At 62.2% G+C, this 20,264-nt stretch carries 23 protein-coding genes; 14 read left to right on the forward strand and 9 right to left on the reverse strand.

The features are described from left to right. Positions 1–99: 99 nt before the first annotated feature. The 3 genes from mnmE to hemJ form a co-directional block, all read right to left on the reverse strand. Positions 100–1,431: a tRNA uridine-5-carboxymethylaminomethyl(34) synthesis GTPase MnmE gene (mnmE, locus tag JQ611_RS36430; protein WP_212468174.1), complete on the reverse strand. Its 1,332-nt coding sequence runs from the start codon at positions 1,429–1,431 to the stop codon at positions 100–102. Between the two features lie 328 nt (positions 1,432–1,759). Further along, positions 1,760–3,025 carry a transcription termination factor Rho gene (gene rho, locus JQ611_RS36435; protein WP_074821153.1) on the reverse strand — a complete coding sequence of 422 codons (1,266 nt, stop codon included), beginning with the start codon at positions 3,023–3,025 and terminating at the stop codon, positions 1,760–1,762. A gap of 257 nt (positions 3,026–3,282) precedes the next feature. Next, complete coding sequence (hemJ, locus tag JQ611_RS36440; RefSeq protein ID WP_212264155.1) at positions 3,283–3,729, reverse strand: protoporphyrinogen oxidase HemJ; 447 nt, start codon at positions 3,727–3,729, stop codon at positions 3,283–3,285. A gap of 454 nt (positions 3,730–4,183) precedes the next feature. On the opposite strand from hemJ, the gene JQ611_RS36445 reads away from it, so the two are divergent. Genes JQ611_RS36445 through dnaQ form a run of 4 tightly spaced genes read left to right on the forward strand, consistent with a single transcriptional unit; the run spans position 4,184 to position 7,010 of the window. After that, positions 4,184–5,023: a pyruvate, water dikinase regulatory protein gene (locus tag JQ611_RS36445; protein ID WP_212207596.1), complete on the forward strand. Its 840-nt coding sequence runs from the start codon at positions 4,184–4,186 to the stop codon at positions 5,021–5,023. A 10-nt stretch (positions 5,024–5,033) separates the two neighbouring features. Continuing rightward, the gene (locus JQ611_RS36450; RefSeq protein ID WP_212468175.1) at positions 5,034–5,642 is read left to right on the forward strand and encodes a nucleoside triphosphate pyrophosphatase; all 609 of its coding nucleotides are present in this window, start codon (positions 5,034–5,036) and stop codon (positions 5,640–5,642) included. Between the two features lie 23 nt (positions 5,643–5,665). Then, a complete protein-coding gene (gene coaE / locus JQ611_RS36455) occupies positions 5,666–6,265 on the forward strand; it encodes a dephospho-CoA kinase (protein WP_212264152.1) in 600 nt (199 codons plus the stop codon). Between the two features lie 46 nt (positions 6,266–6,311). Next, positions 6,312–7,010, forward strand: a complete 699-nt coding sequence (gene dnaQ / locus JQ611_RS36460; protein ID WP_212468176.1) for a DNA polymerase III subunit epsilon — start codon at positions 6,312–6,314, stop codon at positions 7,008–7,010. Between the two features lie 34 nt (positions 7,011–7,044). Here the strand turns inward: dnaQ and secB are convergent, their stop codons facing one another. Then, positions 7,045–7,533 (reverse strand): protein-export chaperone SecB, encoded by a 489-nt coding sequence (gene secB, locus JQ611_RS36465; protein ID WP_212264150.1) that lies wholly within the window; start codon positions 7,531–7,533, stop codon positions 7,045–7,047. 439 nt (positions 7,534–7,972) lie between these two features. Here secB and JQ611_RS36470 point away from each other — a divergent pair, with 439 nt between their 5' ends. Genes JQ611_RS36470 through JQ611_RS36480 form a run of 3 tightly spaced genes read left to right on the forward strand, consistent with a single transcriptional unit; the run spans position 7,973 to position 10,801 of the window. Further along, positions 7,973–8,677 carry a Tim44/TimA family putative adaptor protein gene (locus JQ611_RS36470; RefSeq protein ID WP_212264149.1) on the forward strand — a complete coding sequence of 235 codons (705 nt, stop codon included), beginning with the start codon at positions 7,973–7,975 and terminating at the stop codon, positions 8,675–8,677. After that, positions 8,655–10,208, forward strand: a complete 1,554-nt coding sequence (locus JQ611_RS36475) for a murein transglycosylase A (RefSeq protein WP_409411324.1) — start codon at positions 8,655–8,657, stop codon at positions 10,206–10,208. Before JQ611_RS36470 ends, JQ611_RS36475 begins: the two co-directional genes overlap by 23 nt. After that, the gene (locus JQ611_RS36480) at positions 10,205–10,801 is read left to right on the forward strand and encodes a Smr/MutS family protein (RefSeq protein WP_212386241.1); all 597 of its coding nucleotides are present in this window, start codon (positions 10,205–10,207) and stop codon (positions 10,799–10,801) included. The genes JQ611_RS36475 and JQ611_RS36480 overlap by 4 nt, the downstream gene beginning before the upstream one ends. A 4-nt stretch (positions 10,802–10,805) precedes the next feature. Here the strand turns inward: JQ611_RS36480 and JQ611_RS36485 are convergent, their stop codons facing one another. From JQ611_RS36485 to hslV, 5 genes are all read right to left on the reverse strand, one after another. Beyond that, complete coding sequence (locus JQ611_RS36485; protein ID WP_212264146.1) at positions 10,806–11,936, reverse strand: hypothetical protein; 1,131 nt, start codon at positions 11,934–11,936, stop codon at positions 10,806–10,808. 166 nt (positions 11,937–12,102) lie between these two features. Next, a complete protein-coding gene (gene hslU, locus JQ611_RS36490) occupies positions 12,103–13,404 on the reverse strand; it encodes an ATP-dependent protease ATPase subunit HslU (protein ID WP_212264145.1) in 1,302 nt (433 codons plus the stop codon). Positions 13,405–13,534: 130 nt separating this feature from the next. Further along, positions 13,535–14,146: a DUF2585 domain-containing protein gene (locus JQ611_RS36495; protein WP_212264144.1), complete on the reverse strand. Its 612-nt coding sequence runs from the start codon at positions 14,144–14,146 to the stop codon at positions 13,535–13,537. Further along, a complete protein-coding gene (locus JQ611_RS36500; protein ID WP_409363263.1) occupies positions 14,143–14,625 on the reverse strand; it encodes a GNAT family N-acetyltransferase in 483 nt (160 codons plus the stop codon). Before JQ611_RS36500 ends, JQ611_RS36495 begins: the two co-directional genes overlap by 4 nt. Positions 14,626–14,628: 3 nt before the next feature. Beyond that, positions 14,629–15,186 carry an ATP-dependent protease subunit HslV gene (hslV, locus tag JQ611_RS36505; protein WP_192736137.1) on the reverse strand — a complete coding sequence of 186 codons (558 nt, stop codon included), beginning with the start codon at positions 15,184–15,186 and terminating at the stop codon, positions 14,629–14,631. A 179-nt stretch (positions 15,187–15,365) separates the two neighbouring features. Here hslV and hisB point away from each other — a divergent pair, with 179 nt between their 5' ends. The 7 genes from hisB to coaA all read left to right on the forward strand — a co-directional run bounded on the left by hisB (position 15,366) and on the right by coaA (position 20,175). Next, the gene (gene hisB / locus JQ611_RS36510) at positions 15,366–15,959 is read left to right on the forward strand and encodes an imidazoleglycerol-phosphate dehydratase HisB (protein WP_192736138.1); all 594 of its coding nucleotides are present in this window, start codon (positions 15,366–15,368) and stop codon (positions 15,957–15,959) included. A gap of 138 nt (positions 15,960–16,097) precedes the next feature. Further along, positions 16,098–16,628, forward strand: coding sequence for a DUF2628 domain-containing protein (locus tag JQ611_RS36515; protein ID WP_212468177.1), 531 nt, complete (start codon positions 16,098–16,100; stop codon positions 16,626–16,628). Further along, positions 16,625–17,275, forward strand: coding sequence for an imidazole glycerol phosphate synthase subunit HisH (gene hisH / locus JQ611_RS36520; RefSeq protein WP_212386243.1), 651 nt, complete (start codon positions 16,625–16,627; stop codon positions 17,273–17,275). The genes JQ611_RS36515 and hisH overlap by 4 nt, the downstream gene beginning before the upstream one ends. Beyond that, complete coding sequence (gene hisA / locus JQ611_RS36525; protein ID WP_212468178.1) at positions 17,263–18,012, forward strand: 1-(5-phosphoribosyl)-5-[(5-phosphoribosylamino)methylideneamino]imidazole-4-carboxamide isomerase; 750 nt, start codon at positions 17,263–17,265, stop codon at positions 18,010–18,012. Before hisH ends, hisA begins: the two co-directional genes overlap by 13 nt. A gap of 10 nt (positions 18,013–18,022) precedes the next feature. Continuing rightward, positions 18,023–18,799 carry an imidazole glycerol phosphate synthase subunit HisF gene (hisF, locus tag JQ611_RS36530; RefSeq protein ID WP_192736142.1) on the forward strand — a complete coding sequence of 259 codons (777 nt, stop codon included), beginning with the start codon at positions 18,023–18,025 and terminating at the stop codon, positions 18,797–18,799. A gap of 80 nt (positions 18,800–18,879) precedes the next feature. Then, a complete protein-coding gene (locus JQ611_RS36535; RefSeq protein ID WP_192736143.1) occupies positions 18,880–19,203 on the forward strand; it encodes a phosphoribosyl-ATP diphosphatase in 324 nt (107 codons plus the stop codon). A 15-nt stretch (positions 19,204–19,218) separates the two neighbouring features. Next, positions 19,219–20,175, forward strand: coding sequence for a type I pantothenate kinase (gene coaA / locus JQ611_RS36540; protein WP_212031935.1), 957 nt, complete (start codon positions 19,219–19,221; stop codon positions 20,173–20,175). The last annotated feature ends 89 nt before the right edge of the window (positions 20,176–20,264 follow it).

Below are 20,264 nucleotides of genomic sequence, written 5' to 3' on the forward strand. Positions count from 1 at the left end.
TGTTTCACGTGAAACAGCGGGTTCCACCAGCGCCTCGGGAACTGTTTCACGTGAAACACGCCAGACATGAAATGAATTAAAAACTAAAAGAAAGAAATATTACTTCCCTACACAGAATTCCCGGAAGATCACGTCGAGTATGTCCTCGACATCGACGCGCCCCAGCAGCCGCCCAAGGGAGTGCGCGGCGACGCGAAGTTCCTCGGCCGCCAGTTCCTCGCCCTCTCCGACCACCTCAATGCTGCGCCGCAACGAAGTCGCCGTCTGCTGCAGCAACTGCCGCTGCCGGGTCCGGCTGATCAACCCGCCTTCGCTGGCGCCGAAATAATCCTGGGCGAACTGGACCAAGGCCGCGATCAGCTCGGGAAGCCCGTCCCCGCTCCTGGCCGAAATCGCAAACTCGCCTCGTCCCGGTACCTCGGCCAATGGCCGAGCGGCCGGATCCAGGTCGATCTTGTTGCGCACGCGCCAGACCGGCGCGGTGCCTGCGTGATCAATTCTCGCGTCCTCCCCGTCGGCAAGCCACAGCACCAGATCGGCTTCCGCGGCACGAGCCCGCGCGCGACGCACACCCTCCTGCTCCACCGGATCGTCGGTCTCGCGAATACCGGCGGTGTCGATGACGGTCACCGGATAACCGTCGAGATCGAGCTGCACCTCGATGACGTCACGCGTGGTGCCGGCGTGCGGCGATACGATCGCCACCTCGCGCCGCGTCAGCTGATTCATCAAGGTCGATTTGCCGACATTCGGGGGACCCGCGATAGCCACCACCAGGCCATCGCGCAGCCGTTCACTTTGGCCCTGTGCCGCAAGGACTTCTTCGATTTCGATTAAGAGCGTTTTGATTCTCGCCAGCGCCGGCGCAATCAATTCCGCTGGCACATCGCCCTCATCCGAAAAATCGATGCCGGCTTCGATCAGCGCTGATGCCTCGATGATGCGCGCACGCCAGTCGCGTGCCTTGTCGCCGAGCAGGCCCTTGAGCTGGCGCAGCGCCTGGCGCCGTTGCCGGTCGGTATCGGCGTGAATGAGATCATCCAGACCTTCGGCCTCGGTCAGATCGAGCTTGCCGTTCTCGAACGCGCGCCGCGTGAATTCGCCGGGCTCGGCGGCCCGCATATTTTCCAAAGCGGCCAGCGCCGCGAAGATCGCGGCCAGCACCGCCCGCCCACCATGGACCTGGAACTCGGCGACGTCCTCGCCGGTGGCGCTCGCTGGTCCCGGGAACCAGAGCACCATCGAATCGTCCAATGGCAGACCGCTGGCGTCCTGGAGAAGCATCCGGGTCGCTGCCCGCGCCGGCGGGATTTTGCCCCCCAGCGCCATTAGCGCCGGACCGGCCCCCGGCCCCGATACCCGCACAATCGCGATTGCACTGGGCGCGCGGCCCGACGACAGCGCAAAAATGGTCTGATCCCGCGGATGCATCGCCTATTTGTGCAGGAGTGCTTGAAAAGGCAACGCAATTTGAGCTGCGGGTCGACATCCCGATCAGAAGGGGAAACGCCCTCCCGAGAGCCAATTTGCTGCAGCATTTGTGCAGCAAATTTGCTGCGAAAACCGATGGCTTGGCTGGGTTTCGTGGCCTGTCCTTATCTAAACCGAGCAATATCAGATACTTAATCGAAAGTCGGCTCCGATGCGCCTCCCCGGCCATGCTGCACCTTTGCTGCAGCAATTGCTGCAACATGGGCGACCAACGAAAGGGGCGCCCCGTCTGCACGAGGCGCCCTTCCCCAAAACCTCGCCTGACGGATCAGGTGTTCATGGAATCGAAGAATTCCGAGTTGTTCTTGGTGTTGCGGAGCTTGTCGAGCAGGAAGTCGATCGCGTCCATGGTGCCCATCGGATTGAGGATACGGCGCAGCACGTACATTTTCTTGAGGAGCTGCGGATCGGTGATGAGCTCTTCCTTGCGGGTGCCGGAGCGCGAGATGTCGATCGCCGGGAAAGTCCGCTTGTCCGAGACCTTGCGGTCCAGGATCAGTTCGGAGTTACCGGTTCCCTTGAACTCTTCGAAGATGACTTCGTCCATTCGGCTGCCGGTATCGACCAGCGCGGTCGCGATGATGGTGAGCGAACCGCCCTCCTCGATGTTACGGGCGGCACCGAAGAAGCGCTTCGGCCGCTGCAGCGCATTGGCGTCGACACCGCCGGTCAGCACCTTGCCGGATGACGGCACCACGGTGTTGTAGGCGCGGCCCAAACGCGTGATCGAATCGAGCAGGATCACGACGTCGCGGCCGTGTTCAACCAGCCGCTTGGCCTTTTCGATCACCATCTCGGCGACCTGGACGTGACGCACCGCCGGTTCGTCGAAGGTCGACGAGACGACTTCGCCCTTCACCGAACGCTGCATGTCCGTGACTTCTTCCGGACGCTCGTCGATCAGAAGCACGATCAGATAGCATTCAGGATGATTGGCGGTGATCGAGTGCGCGATGTTCTGCATCAGCACCGTCTTGCCGGTGCGTGGCGGCGCCACGATCAGGGCGCGCTGGCCTTTACCGATCGGGGCGACGATGTCGATAACCCTTGCAGAAAGGTCTTTTCGCGTCGGGTCTTCAAGTTCGAGGCGGAAGCGCTGGTCCGGAAACAGCGGCGTCAGATTGTCGAAATTGACCTTGTGCTTGGATTTTTCCGGGTCTTCGAAATTGAGCGTGTTGACCTTGAGCAGCGCGAAATAGCGTTCGCCTTCTTTCGGGCTGCGGATATGGCCCTCGATGGTGTCGCCAGTGCGAAGCCCGAAGCGGCGGATCTGCGAGGGCGAGACGTAGATATCGTCCGGGCCCGGCAGGTAATTCGCGTCAGGCGAGCGCAGGAAGCCGAAGCCGTCGGAGAGAACCTCAACGACACCCTCGCCGATAATGTCGGTTTCCTGGATCGCGAGCTGCTTGAGGATGGCGAACATCAGCTCCTGCTTGCGCATGGTGCTGGCATTTTCGACCCCGTTCTCTTCCGCGAACGAGACGAGCTCGGCCGGCGTTTTTGCTTTGAGGTCTTGGAGTTTCATTTCCCGCATTGGGGTGGTCCTGTGGAGAATAACTGGAGGAGGGGTGCGAGGGGCTTCGAACGAAAAGCGGACACGAAAAACGGAAGGTCCGCAGGTCTAAGCGAGGAAAGTGCCGGTAAGGCTTCAAACCTGATGCGGTGGCCGGCTCAACGAGGAGACCGGGACACAACCACATCCGCCTGCGTGGGGTGGGATTTGGCTAATATAGAAAATCGCCCGCCGCTTCGCAAGCAGGCCTGAAGTACTCCTCGCGCCAAAAAGGCCGCCTAGAACGGCCTAACCACGACCAGAATAACGATCCCGATCATCAGAACAGTAGGTACCTCGTTGATAATACGATAGAATTTCTGGCTTCGCATATTCTTGTCGGCGGCGAAATCCTTCACCCAGCGCGAAAAAAAGCCGTGGACGCCGGACAGCGCGATCACCAGTGCGAACTTGGCGTGAAACCAGCCGGACACGTACCAATGGCCGCTCCAGGCCAGATACAGCCCGGCCAGCCAGGTGACCATCATCGCCGGGTTGATGATCGCCTTCAGCAGCCGGCGTTCCATCACCTTGAAGGTTTCGGATTGCTTCGATCCGACCTCGGCATCGCAATGATAGACGAACAGCCGCGGCAGATAGAGCATGCCGGCCATCCAGGAGATGACCGCAATCACATGCAGTGCCTTGATCCACGGGTAGGCCGTGATCGTGATCCACTCGTACATCGCGCGTCGCCTCGTCCTCATCGCCGCTTGGAACGTTCAGACGCTCTCAGCATTGCCTGAAAAGCTTTCGCCAGCGGCGGGACGGAGACATATCCTCAATGCACCGCTTCTCTAACTAATATTTTTAGAATCTTAGGTTTGAGTCTAAGTAGCGGTGAATTGGACTCACAACAAACTGTCCCGCAGTTCTCCCGGCTTGTTCACATCCATCCACATTTCGGCGAGACAATCTGGTCGCTCGAATAATGCGCCTTGCATCAAACGCTTGCGTTGGTTTGCCCGGAGCTTATGCAGAGACAAATCCACAAATTCTCACTATCGTTCGGATTGGGGATCTGACTTATCCTTTTGGGAGCCCTGTGTAGAAAAAGCCGGGTTATCCCCGAGAGGGCGATCCAGGGCCAAATCTCTGGGCTAAGGTCCACAAGGATTCACAGGATACACAGGGGTTTTGGTGCCCACGACCGGCAATTATTTTCACCTCCATCTGGTCTCCGATTCGACCGGTGAGACACTGATCACCGTGGCGCGCGCGGTGGCCGCGCAGTACGCCAACGTCACCGCGGTCGAACATGTCTATCCCTTGGTGCGCAGCCAGAAGCAGCTCGACCGTGTGCTCGATGAGATCGAGGAGGCGCCGGGCATCGTGCTTTTCACGCTGCTGGAAAAGGATCTGGTTGGCCGGCTCGAGACCAAGTGCAAGGACATCAACATCCCGAGCCTGTCGATCATCGGGCCGGTGATGCAATTATTCGAAGCCTATCTCGGTGCGGCCACCACGGGGCGCGTCGGCGCCCAGCACGTTCTCAATGCGGAATATTTCAAGCGCATCGACGCGCTGAACTACACGATGATCCATGACGACGGCCAGCATGTGGAAGGCCTCGAAGATGCCGACATCGTCCTGGTCGGTGTATCCCGTACATCCAAGACGCCGACCTCGATCTATCTCGCCAACCGCGGCATCCGCACCGCGAATGTCCCGCTGGTGCCGGGCATTCCGGCGCCGCATCAGCTGGAGACGCTGAAGAAGCCGCTGGTGGTCAGCCTCCATGCGACGCCGGAGCGCCTGATTCAGGTACGGCAAAACCGGCTCCTGAGCATGGGCGCCGATTCCGGCAACGACGATTATATCGATCGCCAATCCGTCACCGATGAAGTGGCATATGCGCGGCGGCTCAGCGCCAAGTTCGGCTGGGCGCAGCTCGACGTGACGCGGCGGTCGATCGAGGAAACTGCGGCCGCTATTTTGAAACTTTTCACCGACCGGCAGCGGCAACGGCTTCCGGAATGACGCGGCTACCATGAGCATCTGGCTTGGAAAAGACCCGCTAGTCCTGGCTTCGCAGAGCCGCGCGCGGCAGATGCTGCTGGCCAACGCCGGCATCGCCTTTGAAGCTGTTCCGGCCGATATCGATGAGCGCGCCGTGCAAAAGGAGTCTGGGCTTTCGGCACCCGGCGAAATCGCCAAGTTGCTGGCGCGAGAAAAGGCGCTGTGGGTTTCGCGGCAAAAACCCGGCCGCTACGTTGTTGGCGCCGACCAGACCCTGGCGCTTGGAGACCGGTTGTTCAGCAAGCCTGCCGGGCGTGCCGCAGCAGCGGAGCAATTGGGTTTGCTCGCCGGCAAGCGCCACGAATTGCACTCGGCATTTGCCGTTGCCCGCGACGGCAAGATACTGTCCGCAGATATTAGCGTTGCACACATGACCATGCGATCTCTCAACAAGGACGAAATCGAGGCCTATCTGGACCAGGCGGGAGACGCGGTAACGACCAGCGTCGGCGCCTATCAGCTGGAAGGGCTCGGCGTGCATCTGTTCGAACGGATCGAAGGCGATCATTTTACCATCCTCGGCCTGCCGTTGCTGCCGCTGCTCGCACTTTTGCGCAGCGAGCGACTGCTTGGTGTCTGAACTCTCAAACAACGGCGATCTGAATGCTGATCCTTGGACTGACCGGTTCGATCGGAATGGGAAAATCCACCACCGCAAAACTGTTCGCGGAGGCGGGGGTTCCCGTGTACGACGCCGATGCGGAGGTGCACAAAATCTATGAGGGTGAGGCTGCGCCGGCGATCGAAGCGGCGTTTCCCGGCACCACCGTGGACGGCAAGGTCGATCGCGCGCTGCTCTCCGTCCAGGTGGTGCACGATCCCGATGCCATGAAGCAGCTTGAGCAGATCGTTCATCCGATGCTCAGCGCCTCGCGAAAGACATTCTTCGAAGATGCGGAAGCGGCGGGCAAGCCGGTGGTGCTGTTGGATATCCCGCTGCTGTATGAGACCGGCGGCGAGAAGCGTGTCGATGCGGTCGTGGTGGTGACGACGACGCCCGAAATGCAGCGCGAACGCGTGCTGGCGCGCGGCACGATGGACGAAGCGCGCTTTGACGCCATTGTGGCGCGGCAGCTACCTGATGCGGAAAAGCGCAAGCGCGCTGATTTCGTGGTGGATACCTCGCATGGTCTCGACCCCGTGCGCGCCCGTATCAGGGACATTCTGGCCGAGGTTGTTAAGATGCCGCAGCGGCGGACCTGATTCGCCGATTCCTGGCCTTTAAGATTCCCGGTTTTTAAGAAGACCCATGCGCGAAATCGTCCTCGATACTGAAACCACCGGCCTCGATCCGCTGCGCGGCGACCGGCTGGTCGAAATCGGCTGCGTCGAGATCTACAACCGCATGCCGACCGGCCAGACCTTTCACGTCTACATCAATCCCCAGCGCGACATGCCGGCCGAAGCGTTCGCCGTGCATGGTCTGTCCGCCGAGTTCCTCTCCACCAAGCCGCTGTTCACGGAGGTGGTCGAGGAGTTCCTGGAATTCATCGCCGACGCGCCGCTGGTGATCCACAATGCGTCCTTCGACATCAGCTTCATCAATGCCGAACTCGACCGCATCAAACGGCCGGCGATCGCACGCGATCGTCTGGTCGATACGTTGCTGCTGGCGCGCCGCAAGCATCCCGGCGTGTCCAACAGGCTCGATGATCTCTGCTCGCGCTATTCGATCGACAATTCCCGCCGCACCAAGCACGGCGCGCTGCTCGATTCCGAATTGCTGGCCGAGGTCTATATCGACCTGATAGGCGCACGGCAGTCGCAGTTGATCCTGGCCTCGGAGACCCGCGAGTCGCGGGCGGAGCGGACCGGCGACATGCCGCGCCGGCAGCGCGAGACGCCGCTCGCACCCCGAATCACCGATGCCGACCGCGAGGCGCACCGGGCCTTTGTCGCCACGCTGGGCGACAAGCCGATCTGGAACGAGTTTCTGGGAGCCGCTTGAAACGCTGCAGCGGCGTTTAGCCGCTGAGCGTCGGTTAGCTGGGTTTCGCGCCCGAAGCAGCCTGCGCCGCCGCCTGCCGCTCCATGTTCTGGCGGTAGAGGCCGACGAAATCCACGGGATCGAGCATCAGTGGGGGGAACCCGCCGTCACGCACCGCGGTGGCAATGATCTCGCGTGCGAACGGGAACAATAGCCGCGGGCATTCGATCATGACCAGCGGGTGCAGGTTTTCCTTCGGCACATTGACGATGCGGAACACGCCCGCATAGGCGAGGTCGAACGAAAACATGACCTTGCCGGCATTTTCCGCCTTGCCCTCGATCGAAAGCGTCACCTCGAACTCGCTTTCGGAGAGATTATTGGCGCCGACATTGATCTGGATATTGATGGCCGGCTGCTGCTGCTGAGGCGCCAGCGATCCCGGGGCGTTCGGATTCTCGAACGACAGGTCCTTGGTATACTGCGCCAATACGTTGAGCTGGGCAGGGGCCTGCTCTGCGGGCGCGCCGTTACCGTTGGTCATGAAACTCTCCTAAAAACGCTGGCGAGCGGAGCCCGGGTTATAGTCTGAATTCGCTCGGCGGGCGGAAATGCCATTGCCGGGCGAGTGGCTATCATAGCCCCGCCTTATTCCACAAGGACGACGGACTGAAGGCGGGTCCGGCCAACCGCCATTTGTGACAGATATGGCTAATAGCGCGCGGCCAGCCTCCCAGCGAGCCCCTTTGGGGTCATCCTAAATAATTGAATATGCGTGATTTCCGGACATGATCGGATTTCCCCTCGCGGCTAAAACGCGCTACAATTCACCCGCGCCAAAACGCGCCATTGGCCGGGCAAAGTTTCGTGCCTACATGCTGCAGTCTCGATTGAAGATGTAATCTCTGCCGTTCCCGGGCTCATGAGGGAACCCTCGACCGCCGGACCCGTTGCCGGCGTTAGAACCAGAAAGCGAATACGACGTGGATATTTACACTATCATCTTCCTGGCGCTGGCCGTCTTCATCTTCCTGCGCCTGCGCAGCGTCCTCGGACAGCGCACTGGGGGCGAACGGCCGCCCTACGATCGCGCCGCGCCGAACGTCGTGCAGCGTACGCAGGACAACAACGTCGTGCCGATGCCCGGTGCCGTGATCGATCAGACGCCGTTGGCGCCGACCGCGGACGTTGCGCCGGCGACCGACCGCTGGAAGGGCATTGCGGAAGCGGGCACGCCGCTGGCGCAAGGGCTCGACGCGCTTGTCGCGCAGGATTCCTCGTTCGATCCCCGTCACTTCCTCTCCGGTGCCCGCAGCGCCTACGAGATGATCGTGCTGGCGTTTGCCAATGGCGACCGCCGCGCGCTCAAGGATCTGTTGTCGAGCGAGGTCTATGAGAGTTTCGACTCCGTGATCAAGGATCGCGAGAAGCACGAGCAGAAAACCGAAACGCGGTTTGTTTCGATCGACAAGGCCGAACTGGTGGGTGCGGAAGCCCGCGACAAGGCGGCACAGCTGACGGTGCGGTTCGTGTCGCAGATGATCTCGGTCACCCGCGACAAGACCGGCGCCATTGTCGATGGAACGCCGGATAAGGTCGCCGATATCACCGATGTCTGGACATTTGCCCGCGACACGAGTTCCCGCGATCCGAACTGGAAGTTGGTTGGCACCGGAAGCGCCAGCTAGCGCGCACAGCCTTGTAAGGTCTCTTGCAAGGCTGGCGCTGGCTGCGATCGCTATCGCGTTGTCACTGGCTCCCCTGGACGCATCTGCCGCGCGTCGGACGCGGTCGCATTCACATCCGCCATCGCATCCGGTATCCGAGCGTCACCTTCCTTATCCGCAGCTGGATTTGCCGTTCCAGATCACCAACACCCAATATGCGCCGGTCGCCTGGTCCGACATCACCGGCTGGCGCGAAGACGATCATCTCGCCGCCTACAAGACCTTTCGCGACAGCTGCAAGCCGATAGCAGCGCAAACCAAGCCACCATCCGAACCGAAAGCGATTGGTACCTCGCTGCGCGATCCCTGCCGGGTCGCCAGGGGCCTCGAGCTAACCGACGGCGCCAGGGCGAAAGCGTTCTTCGAGGAGCATTTTCTGCCCTTGCGGATATCGCGGCTCGGCGAGCCCGAGGGCTTTGTCACCGGCTATTACGAGCCCATCGTCGACGGCTCGCGGACGGAGAACGAGGTCTACAAAGTGCCGGTCTATCGCCGGCCGTCCAATCTGTTCGTTCGCGGCGCCACGCAGAGCTCGGCCGGGTTGCCCAACGGGGGCAAGGTGTTTCGCAAGATTGGCCGCCGCAAGTTGGTGCCCTATTACGATCGCGCCGAGATCGAGGACGGTGCGATTGAGGGCCGCGGCCTCGAGATCTGCTGGCTGAAAGACCAGACCGATCTGCTGTTCTCGCAGATCCAGGGTTCGGCGCGGGTCAGCCTCGATGATGGCTCGACCGTTCGCATCAATTACGATGCGCATAATGGTTATCCCTATACGCCGGTCGGCCGCATCCTGATCGAACGCAACATCATCCCCAGGGATCAGATGTCGATGCAGAAGATCCGGGAGTGGATGACGGCGAACCCCGATGGCGCCAACGAGTTGCGTCGCCAGAACCGGTCCTACGTGTTCTTCCGGGAGGTAAACCTCTCCGACAAGGACGAAGCCGTCGGCGCCCAGGGCGTGCCGCTGACGCCGGGCCGCTCGATCGCGGTTGATAAAGCACTGCATGTCTACGGCACGCCGTTCTTCATCGAGGGCGAGTTGCCGATCGAAACCGATATATCCAAAACGCCGTTTCGGCGGCTGATGATAGCGCAGGATACCGGCTCGGCGATCGTCGGGCCCGCCCGCGCCGACCTCTATCTCGGCGCCGGGGCTGACGCCGGCAAGGTAGCAGGCCGCTTCCGCCATCCTATGCGTTTTGTCATGCTGCTGCCGAAGAGCCTCGATCCTTCCGCGCGTGGCCGCAAGATGCCGGTGCCGGACGAGCGGCCGTCGGAGAAAATCGCAAAGCTGTTTCCGCAGGTTGATCCGTTAAAGGATCCGAAGAACGCCACTCCCGCTGCAACGCCGGCCGTGACCGCACCCACATCCGCCGCGCAGGCTGCTGTGGTAAAACCGGTGCCGCTGCCGGCGGCCCGTCCCGATGTCAAACCGGTTTCCGAACCGGTCCGCCACCGCCACACTCGCCGCTTCCGCCACCGTCAATGAAACGCCGGACGTCGAGCTCGATCCCCGAAATACCAATGCCGCCGCGGCGCCAGCGCAGCCTCAGCGAAGAGGAGCGTGCGCTGTGGGAAAGCGTGGCCAAGCAGGTCAAGCCGCTGCGCAAGCGGCGCCGCGCCGTCAAGCCGCCGGCAGCCGCGCCGGAGGCGGAAGCCAGTGTCGCCGCCAACCCCGTTGCGTCACCGAAGGCGATGCCTTCGCCACGAATCATTCCTCCGTCACGGCCGGAGCCGCCACCGCTGGCGCCGATCGGACGCCGTGAACGCTCACAGCTTTCGCGTGGCCGGAAAGAGATCGACGCCCGGCTCGATTTGCACGGCATGACGCAGATCCGCGCGCACCGCGTGCTGCTGACCTTCCTGCAGCGCGCGCACAGCGATGGCCTCACCTTCGTGCTCGTCATCACCGGCAAGGGCAAAGTGGGCGGCTCCGAGGCCGAGCGCGGCGTGTTGCGCCGTCAGGTGCCGCAATGGCTCAGCCTGCCGGAATTCCGCTCGCTGGTGGTCGGATTCGAGGAAGCCCATATCGGCCACGGCGGCGAGGGCGCGCTGTATGTGCGGGTGCGGAGGGTCAGGTGAGTATTTAGAACGGCCGCACGATGCCGACGCGCGGGATTAGCGTGACGATCCAGCCGAAGATCTGGGTTTTCCGATCATCGGTCGATATCAGCACCGCCTCGCGTGCTGCGGGCAGCATCTTCACCGCATGCAGGATCAGGAACAGGCACACCGCCCAGTTCGAAATCCAGCGCGAGTAATCGAACACGATCACGAACATCACCAGATAGGCGAGGGTGACGATTGCTATCGCCGCGATGACGATGCGGCGATGCGCGTCGACTGCAAGCGCTGCGATCAACCTCGAAAAATATCGCCACAGCGGGCTATGCAACCAGATCAGCAGCGCAAACACCGGGATGCCGAGCAGGTTCGACGGCAGACGCGCCCAGGTATCCAACATTTCCTTCGATAGCGGCTGATACCAGATGTAACTGAAGCTCAGCAGATTGGTGCGCGATGGGTCGGCCATCCTGCCTTGCAGGTAACCGGCGAACTCCGATTCAGGAATCGCCATCGTCCCGTAGAATTGCGCGGCGATGAAAAGAATGCCGGTGGCCGCGAGCGCGGCAATGCCCGCGATCGCGCCTGGGCGGCTCACACCCTGCGCCAGATAGTAACGCAGCACCACGATGGCCGCGATGGTCGGCACATACATCAGGAGATGAATGTGGTGGATCAGCACGAGGATCATCGAGAACAGCGTGGCGAGCAGCACATAGAACAGCGAGCGCGCCGGAATCAGCAGCAGGACAATTGCGAACAGGCATCCGTAGATGTCGAAATGCCCGAGCGTGTGCATGAAATTCTTCAGGAAGAACGGCGAACCGGCCATGAACACGAACAGGGGCAGATGCGCGTCGTCGAAGCCGAACGTCCGCTTGAACAGCCGCACGAACAGGCCCGCCGTGATGAGCCAGACGGCGCCACTGATCGCGAACACCAGCCACACCGGCACTTTCGCGGTGAACAGCGCCACGATGGCGCCGATCAGCGCGCGCTTGGTGAAGCCGAAATGATAGTCGACCAGGAGATGAATGTAGGGAACAAAGGGCGGCAGAGTGATCTTGTGCAGGAACACCCCGACGAACACGGCGACATTGACAGCCAGCATCAAGCGCCAGGGGTTTTCCCGGATAAACAGATTCAAGCTCATTGTCGTCCCGGCCTAGTGCGCAATTGCGCACGGGAGCCGGGACCCATACGCCGCGGCCGTGGTTGCTTTAGCACAATGGCCGATGGCGTCTTCCAACTATAGATGACCGGGGTTATGGGTCCCGGCTCCCGTGCGCAATTGCGCACTAGGCCGGGACGACAATTTGCTACAAAATAAACCGGCTCAAATCCGCGTTCTTCGCGAGATCGCCGACATGCTTCTGCACGTAGTCGGCATCGACCTTGATGGTCTCGCCGTGGCGGTCCGGGGCGGCAAAGGAAATCTCGTCGAGCACGCGCTCCATCACCGTCTGCAGGCGCCGCGCGCCGATATTTTCCACGGTGGAGTTGACGGCGACCGCGACGTCAGCCAGTGCGTCGATGGCACCGTCGGTGATGTCGAGCGTGACGCCTTCGGTCTGCATCAGCGCGATATATTGCTTGATCAGCGACGCCTCCGGCTCGGTCAGGATGCGGCGCATGTCGTCGCGTGTCAGCGCTTCCAGTTCGACCCGGATCGGCAACCGGCCCTGCAACTCGGGCAACAGGTCCGATGGTTTCGCAATGTGGAACGCGCCGGACGCAATGAACAGGATATGGTCGGTTTTGACCGCGCCGTGCTTGGTCGAGACGGTGGTGCCTTCGATCAGCGGCAGCAGGTCGCGCTGCACGCCTTCGCGCGAGACATCGCCGCCGGTACGGCCGTCGCGCACGCAGATCTTGTCGATCTCGTCGAGGAACACGATGCCGTTGTTCTCGACCGCGTTGATCGCTTCCAGCACCAGCTGATCGCTGTCCAAAAGCTTGTCGGATTCCTCGTTGACCAGGGTCTCGTGCGAACTCTCGACCGTCAGGCGGCGGGTCTTGGTCCGTCCGCCCATCTTGCCGAAGATATCGCCGATCGAAATCGCACCCAGCTGGGCGCCGGGCATGCCCGGGATTTCGAACATCGGCATGCCGCCCGATGACGACGTCTCGATTTCGATTTCCTTGTCGTTGAGTTCGCCGGCGCGCAGCTTCTTGCGGAACGAATCGCGGGTGGCAGGACTGGAAGCCGGCCCGACCAGCGCGTCGAGCACGCGCTCCTCGGCCGCGAGCTGGGCGCGGGCCTGCACGTCTTTCCGTTTGCGCTCGCGGGTCTGGGAGATCGCGACCTCGACGAGATCGCGGATGATCTGCTCGACGTCGCGGCCGACATAACCGACCTCGGTAAACTTCGTGGCTTCGACCTTGATGAAGGGGGCGCCAGCCAATTTCGCCAGCCGTCGCGCGATCTCGGTCTTGCCGACGCCGGTTGGCCCGATCATCAGGATGTTCTTCGGCAGCACCTCCTCGCGCAGATTGCCGGTGAGCTGCAGCCGCCGCCAGCGGTTGCGCAGCGCAATCGAGACGGCGCGCTTGGCGTCGGACTGGCCGACGATGAAGCGGTCGAGTTCGGAGACGATTTCACGGGGGGAAAAGTCGGTCATTGGCTTTAGCTAGGGTGAAATTTCGTTCACGGCAAGGCGGCTGGAAGTCCAATCTTCTTAGCATGACCTCCGGGCAAACGCTTTGCGTTTGTCCCGAGGGAAAACCGGTACCCACTTTTCGGATCGTGCTCTAGATAATCGGCGGGCCGGCCTGCCATTGCTTGATCGCCTCGAAGGGGTAGAGCAGCATGATGATGTTCAGCGCCAGATTGTCGCGAATGTGCAGCGCCAACACGATTTCGAACGCCAGTGCCAGCGCCACAGTGGCCGCGACCGGTAACTTCCTAGCCAACAGGAAACCGCCGATCATGGCGAAATTGTCGGAAATCGAATTGACGATGGTGTCGCCGAAATAGTCCAGCGAGATGGTGCCGGTCCGATAGCGATCGATGATCCAACTCGAATTCTCGACCAGCTCCCAAGCACCCTCGACCAGCATCGCAAGTATCAGGCGTGCGGGCCAGGCGAGACGTGGAAACAGAAGATGGGCAGCTCCATAAAACAGGAAGCCGTGCAGGATGTGCGACAGCGTGTACCAGTCGGCGATGTGCTGCGAGTTTTCCGAGCTCTGCACCACGCCGTGCCAGAGCTTGACGTAGCCGCAGGCGCAGATCGGCAGGCGGCCCATCGCATAGAGGATCGAGGCCTGCAGCACCAGGATGCCGGCGGCCATCAGCAGCCAGTGCCAGGCCGTAACACTGTTGGCGAGGGGAGGCCGTGCGGCGGCGCTGTCGGTGGTCATGGGTTGCGAACCATCAGCAGCGCAGGACCATCGGGTGTATCGACCATATGGGCTCTTTCGAATCCAGCCCTCTCATAGGCGCGCACGGCTCGGTGGTTGGCGGGATCGGGGTCGGTGACCATGCGCGGCGTGCCATGCGCCAGCCGCGCGTCGACGAAGGCTCGAATCAGCGCCGAGCCATGGCCGCGTTCGATCATGCCGGGTTCACCAATAAAGAGATCGATGCCACGGGTGCCCTTGGGGTGAGTGCCGAAGCCGGAATTCCAGGCGGTAAGATCATAACACTGGATGTAGCCGAAATCGGCGCCGTTTGTCGAAACGACAAATTGATCCATGGCCGGCTCGTCGAGATCGCCGCTGACCAGCGCATATTGCTCGTCCGGATCGCCCCACCATTCCCGGACATGGGGATGCGCGAGCCATTGCCGGATCACCGGCAGATCCGCTGAGGTCATGGCGCGAAAGACGTAAGCCGCCATCAATCAGCCGCCCAGCGCCTCGATGGTCACGTTGCGGTTGGTGTAGACGCAGATATCGGCGGCGATATCCAGCCCGCGGCGAACGATGGCCTCGGCGTCCTTGTCGGTATCAATCAGTGCACGGGCGGCGGCCAGCGCATAATTGCCGCCGGAGCCGATCGCCATCACGCCGGCCTCCGGCTCCAGCACGTCGCCGGTGCCGGTCAGCACCAGCGAGACGTCCTTGTCGGCGACGATCATCATCGCTTCCAGGCGGCGCAGATAGCGGTCCGTGCGCCAGTCCTTGGCGAGTTCGACCGCGGCGCGGGTCAATTGACCCGGATACTGCTCCAGCTTGCTCTCCAGCCGCTCGAACAGGGTGAAGGCATCAGCGGTGGCGCCGGCAAAGCCGCCGATGACGTCGCCCTTGCCGAGTTTGCGGACCTTTTTGGCGTTGGATTTGATCACGGTCTGGCCGATCGAGACCTGGCCGTCGCCGCCGATCACCACCTTGCCGCCCTTGCGGACCGTTAAAATGGTGGTGCCGTGCCAGACCGACGGCTCGTTGGGGGATGCTTGCATGGAATACCTCGTGTCCGACCAGATTTAGGGGCTCGAGCGCACCGTTACAATCGGTCGGATTTGGTCACTATAGGGGGAAGTTGAGCCTTTTAAGCACGATCCCGCAGTGGCGAAGGCGACTTCGGCCTGTTAAAAGGGCCGCGTTTTCGGCCGGGAAGAGGCAAAGGAAAGCACATTTCATGCGCATAGCGACCATCAAGCGCAAGACCAAGGAGACCGACATCGAGGTGGCGGTAAACCTCGACGGCACGGGCGTGTCCAAGGTTTCGACCGGTATTGGCTTCTTCGACCATATGCTCGACCTCCTGGCCCGGCATTCGCGCATCGACATCACGGTCAAGGCGGATGGCGATCTCCATGTCGACCACCACCACACCACCGAGGACGTCGGCATCGCGCTGGGTCAGGCCGTGAAGCAGGCGCTCGGCACCATGGCCGGAATCACCCGCTATGCCTCGATCCATATGCCGATGGACGAGACGCTGTCGCGCGTCGTGATCGACATTTCGGGCCGGCCGGTGCTGGTGTTCAAGGTGGATTTTCCGCGCGACAAGATCGGCGAGTTCGACACCGAGCTGGTTCGCGAATGGTTCAATGCGTTCACGACCAACGCCGGCGTGACTTTGCATGTCGAAACCTTATATGGCGAGAACAGCCATCATATCGCCGAATCCTGCTTCAAGGGTTTGGCCCGGGCGCTTCGTACGGCGGTTGCCATCGATCCAAAAACCGCGGGCGAAGTGCCATCCACCAAGGGTCAGCTCGGCGGCTGATTTTGGACCATGATCTGGACCCGGAGGGCCCCGCTGGCGAAAAGTGGGAACCGGTTTTCCCGAAACGGTCCATGCTTGAACTAAAAGGCTGATCGGACTGACCAATCAGCTCGATCTGGTTCGCGGCGGAGAGTGACGATGCCGGTCTATACAGTGCATGCCCCGGTCAATGGCGGCGCCGGTCTGGCGGCGACCGACAGGTTTATTTTCGTCCGTGACGGCTTTCATTACTGGGCCGTGGTGATGAGCCTGCCGTGGCTTGTCTGGCATCGTCTGTGGCTGGCGCTGATCGGCTGGATCGCGCTGACAGTTGCGATCGCATTCGGCCTGAGGGCGCTGGGCACCGGCGGTGGTACCATCCTGTTCGCCAATTTCCTGGTTGCGCTTCTGATGGGCTTTGAAGCGGCCAGCCTGCGGCGCTGGACGTTCTCGCGGCGCAACTGGCGGCAGCTCGATATCGTGGTGGCCGAAGATGAGGAAGCCGCCGAGCAGCGCTTCTTCGATCGCTGGACCGCAAGGCAGCGCGGCCTCACCAACGACCAATGGGCGGTTGAGCGCGGCGGGCCGCCGCCGACCCGCAACGTTCCGGGACAGCCATTCTCGAAGCCGCCGCCGATGCCGCAAGGCGGCATCATCGGCCTGTTTCCCGAGCCGGGAGGATCACGATGAGCGTTGCGATCATCGATTACGGCTCCGGCAATCTGCACTCGGCGGCGAAGGCGTTCGAGCGCGCTGCGCGGAGCATGGAAAATCCGCCGAAGATCATGGTGACGCGCGATCCCGAAGCAGTGTTTCGCGCCGATCGCATCGTGTTGCCCGGCGTCGGCGCCTTCGCCGATTGCCGCAGGGGCCTCGATGCCGTCGACGGCATGCTCGAGGCGATGACGGAAGCCGTGCGTTCCAAGGCGCGGCCGTTCTTCGGCATCTGTGTCGGCATGCAGCTGATGGCGACGCGCGGCAAGGAGCATGTCACCACCGACGGCTTCAACTGGATCGCAGGCGACGTCGAGAAGATCACGCCGCGCGAGGAGAATCTGAAAATTCCCCACATGGGCTGGAACACGCTCGACATGGTGCGCGAGCACCCGGTGCTGGAGCGCCTGCCGCTGGGGCCGAAGGGCCGCCACGCCTATTTCGTGCACTCCTATCACCTCAACGCCTCGCATGAAGCGGATGTGCTGCTGCGCGCCGAATATGGCGGGCCGGTAACGGCGATGGTCGGCAAGGACACCGCGATCGGTACGCAATTCCACCCGGAAAAGAGCCAGCGTTTTGGGCTCGGTCTGATCTCGAACTTTTTGAAATGGAAGCCGTGATCCTTTTTCCCGCCGTCGATCTGAAGAACGGCCAGTGCGTGCGCCTCGAACAGGGCGACATGGCGCGGGCGACCGTGTTCAACCTCGATCCCGCGGCGCAGGCACGGGCCTTCGCCGATCAGGGTTTTGAATATCTGCATGTCGTCGATCTCGACGGCGCCTTTGCCGGCAAGCCGATGAACGCGCTGGCGGTCGAAGGGATGCTGAAGGCGGTCAGCATGCCAGTGCAGCTCGGCGGCGGCATTCGCGACCTCAAGACCATCGAGGCCTGGCTCGACAAGGGCATTGCGCGGGTGATCATCGGCACCGCGGCGGTGCGCGATCCCGAACTGGTGAAGAGCGCCGCGAAAAAATTCCCCGGCCGCGTCGCGGTCGGTCTCGACGCCCGCGACGGCAAGGTCGCGGTCGAAGGCTGGGCCGAGACCTCGCAGGTGACCGTGCTCGAAATCGCGCAGCGGTTCGAGGATGCCGGCGTCGCCGCGATCATTTTTACGGACATCGCGCGCGACGGTCTGCTCAAGGGCCTCAACCTCGACGCCACGATTGCGCTGGCCGAGAGCATCTCGATCCCCGTCATCGCCTCCGGCGGCTTTGCTTCCATCGAGGACGTCAAGGCGCTGCTGGAGCCGCGCGCCAAGAAGCTGGCGGGCGCCATTGCCGGCCGCGCGCTCTATGACGGCCGGCTCGACCCGGCTGCCGCATTGGCGCTGATCCGCAACGCGCGCAGCGCCGCCTAGGGAGTCCCCGATGTTCAAGGTCCGCGTGATCCCCTGTCTCGACGTCAAGGACGGCCGCGTGGTCAAGGGCGTCAACTTCGTTGATCTGCGCGACGCCGGCGATCCCGTGGAAGCGGCGATTGCGTATGACGCCGCCGGCGCCGACGAGCTTTGCTTCCTCGACATCACCGCCACCCACGAGAACCGCGGCACCATGCTCGACGTTGTCAGGCGGACGGCGGAGGCCTGCTTCATGCCGCTGACGGTCGGCGGCGGGGTGCGGACCATCGAGGACATCAAGACGCTGCTGCGATCCGGCGCCGACAAGGTCTCGATCAACAGCGCGGCGGTCTCCAACCGCGAATTCGTCAAGCAGGGGGCCGAAAAGTTCGGCGAGCAGTGCATCGTGGTCGCGATCGACGCCAAGCGGGTCAAGCGCGCCGGCGGCTCGGACCGCTGGGAGATTTTCACCCATGGCGGGCGCAATTCGACCGGGATCGACGCCATCGAATACGCCCAGGAAGTAGTCTCGCTCGGCGCCGGTGAAATCCTGCTGACCTCGATGGACCGGGACGGCACCCGGCAAGGCTTCGACCTGCCGCTGACGCAGGCGATCGCTGACAGTGTTCCCGTACCGGTAATTGCGTCCGGCGGGGTCGGTAACCTTGACCACCTCGTGGACGGCATCCGCCAGGGCCACGCCACCGCGGTGCTGGCGGCCTCGATATTCCACTTCGGCGAATTTACCATTCGCCAAGCCAAGGAACACATGGTGCGCGCCGGGCTGCCGATGCGGCTCGATCCCTGACGACTCCCCGTCACAAAAGTGCTAAGTCCAGTCTTGGGATGGCGCGGGCCTTCAGCCGGCGCAATTGTTGAGTTCAGTTGATGCCACGTTTCACCATTCATGATCTGGCCGCCACCATCGATGCTCGGGCCGCATCGGGGGGAGAGGCGTCCTACACCCGCAAGTTGCTCGACAAGGGCGCGGAGCACTGCGCCAAGAAGCTGGGCGAGGAAGCGGTCGAGACCGTGATCGCGGCCGTCGAGAACGATCGCGACCATTTGATCGCCGAAAGCGCCGATTTGCTGTTTCATTTGCTGGTGCTGCTCAAAGCGCGCGGCGTGACGCTGGAAGAAGTCGAGACCGCGCTCGGGCAACGTACCAACCAGTCCGGGCTGGAAGAAAAAGCCGCGCGCAAGCGCGATTGAGCAAGAGGCGACGCCATGGATATTCGGGCGACGGACCAGCAATACAACCCCTACCGGATCTTCACGCGCGAGCAGTGGGCGCGGTTGCGCGACGACACGCCGATGACGCTGGAGCCGGGCGAGTTCGAACGGCTGCGTTCGCTGCACGACCGCCTCGATTTGCAGGAGGTCGAGGACATCTTCCTGCCGCTGTCGCGGTTGCTGTCGATCTATGTCGATGCGACCTTGCGGCTCTACCAGGCGCAGCGCCAGTTCCTCGGCATTCGCGACCGCAAGGTGCCCTATATCATCGGCGTCGCAGGCTCGGTAGCGGTCGGCAAATCCACCACCGCGCGCGTGCTGCAGGCGCTGCTGGCGCGCTGGTCGCCGCGGCCCAAGGTCGAAATGGTGACGACCGACGGTTTTCTGTTTCCGAATGCCGTGCTCGAGCGGCAGGGCCTGATGCAGAAAAAGGGCTTTCCCGAGAGCTACGACCTGCCGATGCTGCTGTCGTTCCTGAGCGACATCAAGGCCGGCCGGCGGCCGGTGCGCGCGCCGGTTTATTCGCATTTGACCTACGACATCGTCCCCAACAAGTGGATCGAGGTCGACCGCCCCGACATCCTGATCGTCGAGGGCGTCAACGTGCTGCAGACCGGCCGCTTGCCGCGCGACGGCAAGGCGGTTCCTGTGGTCTCCGACTTCTTCGACTTCTCGGTCTATATCGACGCCGACGAGGCGGTGCTGCGCCAATGGTATGTGCGGCGCTTCCTCGCGCTGCGCGACACGGCGTTTACCGATCCGCGGTCCTACTTCCATCGTTATGCTCTGCTCTCCGACGAGGAGGCGACGGCAACCGCGCTGGCGATCTGGGAACGCACCAACCTTGCCAATCTCGAAGACAACATTTTGCCGACCCGGCCGCGCGCGACGCTGATCCTCAAGAAGGGCGCCGATCACGTCGTCGAGACGGTGGCGTTGCGGCGGCTGTAGCTAGCTTCGTAGGATGGGTTGAGCCCTTGCGAAACCCATCAGCTTCGTCGCCAGTCATTGATGGGTTTCGCGAAGAGCTCAACCCATCC

Source organism: Bradyrhizobium sp. AUGA SZCCT0182 (genome assembly GCF_018130185.1).
Lineage (GTDB): Bacteria > Pseudomonadota > Alphaproteobacteria > Rhizobiales > Xanthobacteraceae > Bradyrhizobium.

What these genes read in the sequence shown, in the direction of transcription:
- mnmE (WP_212468174.1), bottom strand. Translation starts at nt 1,431, where the DNA reads ATGCATCCGCGGGATCAGACCATTTTTGCGCTGTCGTCGGGCCGCGCG.
- rho (WP_074821153.1), bottom strand. Translation starts at nt 3,025, where the DNA reads ATGCGGGAAATGAAACTCCAAGACCTCAAAGCAAAAACGCCGGCCGAG.
- hemJ (WP_212264155.1), bottom strand. Translation starts at nt 3,729, where the DNA reads ATGTACGAGTGGATCACGATCACGGCCTACCCGTGGATCAAGGCACTG.
- JQ611_RS36450 (WP_212468175.1), top strand. Translation starts at nt 5,034, where the DNA reads ATGAGCATCTGGCTTGGAAAAGACCCGCTAGTCCTGGCTTCGCAGAGC.
- coaE (WP_212264152.1), top strand. Translation starts at nt 5,666, where the DNA reads ATGCTGATCCTTGGACTGACCGGTTCGATCGGAATGGGAAAATCCACC.
- dnaQ (WP_212468176.1), top strand. Translation starts at nt 6,312, where the DNA reads ATGCGCGAAATCGTCCTCGATACTGAAACCACCGGCCTCGATCCGCTG.
- secB (WP_212264150.1), bottom strand. Translation starts at nt 7,533, where the DNA reads ATGACCAACGGTAACGGCGCGCCCGCAGAGCAGGCCCCTGCCCAGCTC.
- JQ611_RS36480 (WP_212386241.1), top strand. Translation starts at nt 10,205, where the DNA reads ATGAAACGCCGGACGTCGAGCTCGATCCCCGAAATACCAATGCCGCCG.
- JQ611_RS36485 (WP_212264146.1), bottom strand. Translation starts at nt 11,936, where the DNA reads ATGAGCTTGAATCTGTTTATCCGGGAAAACCCCTGGCGCTTGATGCTG.
- hslU (WP_212264145.1), bottom strand. Translation starts at nt 13,404, where the DNA reads ATGACCGACTTTTCCCCCCGTGAAATCGTCTCCGAACTCGACCGCTTC.
- JQ611_RS36495 (WP_212264144.1), bottom strand. Translation starts at nt 14,146, where the DNA reads ATGACCACCGACAGCGCCGCCGCACGGCCTCCCCTCGCCAACAGTGTT.
- JQ611_RS36500 (WP_409363263.1), bottom strand. Translation starts at nt 14,625, where the DNA reads ATGGCGGCTTACGTCTTTCGCGCCATGACCTCAGCGGATCTGCCGGTG.
- hslV (WP_192736137.1), bottom strand. Translation starts at nt 15,186, where the DNA reads ATGCAAGCATCCCCCAACGAGCCGTCGGTCTGGCACGGCACCACCATT.
- hisB (WP_192736138.1), top strand. Translation starts at nt 15,366, where the DNA reads ATGCGCATAGCGACCATCAAGCGCAAGACCAAGGAGACCGACATCGAG.
- JQ611_RS36515 (WP_212468177.1), top strand. Translation starts at nt 16,098, where the DNA reads ATGCCGGTCTATACAGTGCATGCCCCGGTCAATGGCGGCGCCGGTCTG.
- hisH (WP_212386243.1), top strand. Translation starts at nt 16,625, where the DNA reads ATGAGCGTTGCGATCATCGATTACGGCTCCGGCAATCTGCACTCGGCG.
- hisA (WP_212468178.1), top strand. Translation starts at nt 17,263, where the DNA reads ATGGAAGCCGTGATCCTTTTTCCCGCCGTCGATCTGAAGAACGGCCAG.
- hisF (WP_192736142.1), top strand. Translation starts at nt 18,023, where the DNA reads ATGTTCAAGGTCCGCGTGATCCCCTGTCTCGACGTCAAGGACGGCCGC.
- JQ611_RS36535 (WP_192736143.1), top strand. Translation starts at nt 18,880, where the DNA reads ATGCCACGTTTCACCATTCATGATCTGGCCGCCACCATCGATGCTCGG.
- coaA (WP_212031935.1), top strand. Translation starts at nt 19,219, where the DNA reads ATGGATATTCGGGCGACGGACCAGCAATACAACCCCTACCGGATCTTC.